Below are 1,137 nucleotides of genomic sequence, written 5' to 3' on the forward strand. Positions count from 1 at the left end.
CGGCATCCGGATGTCGAGCAGCACGACATCGGGACGCAACTCCCGCGCCGAGTGGACCGCCTGGCCGCCGGGTACCGCCGCCACGACCTCGATCCCGTCCGCGGAGTCGAGGATGTGCCGGAAACCCGTACGGATCAGAGCCTCGTCGTCGACCACCAGTACGCGGATCACCTGCGCTCCCCTCGCCCCGGGGCCGCCGCTGGACTCCTACGACGCCCAGGAGCCTCCGCCGGTTCCTTCGCGTCGGCGCTCGCCGGGCGACGGGGGCGGCTCCGGCCGGTCGGCGGGGCAACTCCGGCCACCTGCCGGATGGGTCGGAGCCCGCACCCGCCCGATCCTGAAACGCATGACACACGACGCGCCATCGGTCTCAACGGCTCTGTCCCCGGCGCCTGCCTCTGAACAAGGCAGCACTCCCACCAGCACTCCCGCCACCGCCTCCACCACTGCTTCCGCTTCCGCCTCCGCTTCCGAGCCGTCGACGGGACGGCTGATAGGCATCGACCTGGCCCGCGGACTCGCGGTCTTCGGCATGTACGCGGCCCATGTCGGCCCGGACCCGTCGGAGGGCGGGCCGCTGGGCTTCGTCCTTGAGCTGGCGCGCGGGCGTTCCTCCGCGCTCTTCGCCCTGCTCGCNNCGACGTCGACGTGATCCTCGCGTTCTACGGACTGACCTTCCTCGCCGTGCTCCCGCTGTACCGGCTGAGGGTCCGGACGCTCGCGGTCATCGGCGCCGCGTGCGCGTTGGTCATGCCCCAACTCCTGTACGTGATCCGCCAGTCGATCGACAACGGGGACTGGGCCGACACCGCCATCGGCTGGGACCCGCTGGCGCGGATCAGCGACACGGACGGCCTCGTCGAGCTGCTGTTCACCGGCGAGTACCCGGTGCTCACCTGGATGCCGTTCATGATCGTCGGCATGGTGGTGGCGCGGCTCGACCTCGGCCGGGCCAAGGTCCGTGCCCGACTGGCCCTGGCCGGCGGCGGGTCGGCCGTCCTCGGCTACGGCGGTTCCTGGCTCGCCCTGCGCCTGGTCCCGAACGCGAACGCCACGGTCGCCGCGGCCACGGACGGAGACTCGGCGGCCTCGGCCTGGTGGTCCGACACCGTCGGCTACCTCACGGACGGCACCCCG

Annotated in this window: 1 protein-coding gene and 2 pseudogenes; 2 read left to right on the forward strand and 1 reads right to left on the reverse strand. The window is 72.2% G+C overall.

Annotated features, from left to right (window positions below; genetic code table 11):
* Positions 1-171 (reverse strand): response regulator transcription factor (locus AOK17_RS53325; RefSeq protein WP_245697898.1); only part of this gene is annotated, 171 nt, incomplete at its 3' end.
* A gap of 208 nt (positions 172-379) precedes the next feature.
* Here AOK17_RS53325 and AOK17_RS53330 point away from each other — a divergent pair.
* Positions 380-636 (forward strand): annotated as a pseudogene (locus AOK17_RS53330) (hypothetical protein); the annotation flags it as partial.
* 2 nt (positions 637-638) lie between these two features.
* A pseudogene (locus AOK17_RS53335) lies at positions 639-1,137 on the forward strand (hypothetical protein); the annotation flags it as partial.

This window comes from Streptomyces phaeochromogenes, from assembly GCF_001418655.1.
In the GTDB taxonomy this organism is placed as follows: domain Bacteria; phylum Actinomycetota; class Actinomycetes; order Streptomycetales; family Streptomycetaceae; genus Streptomyces; species Streptomyces phaeochromogenes.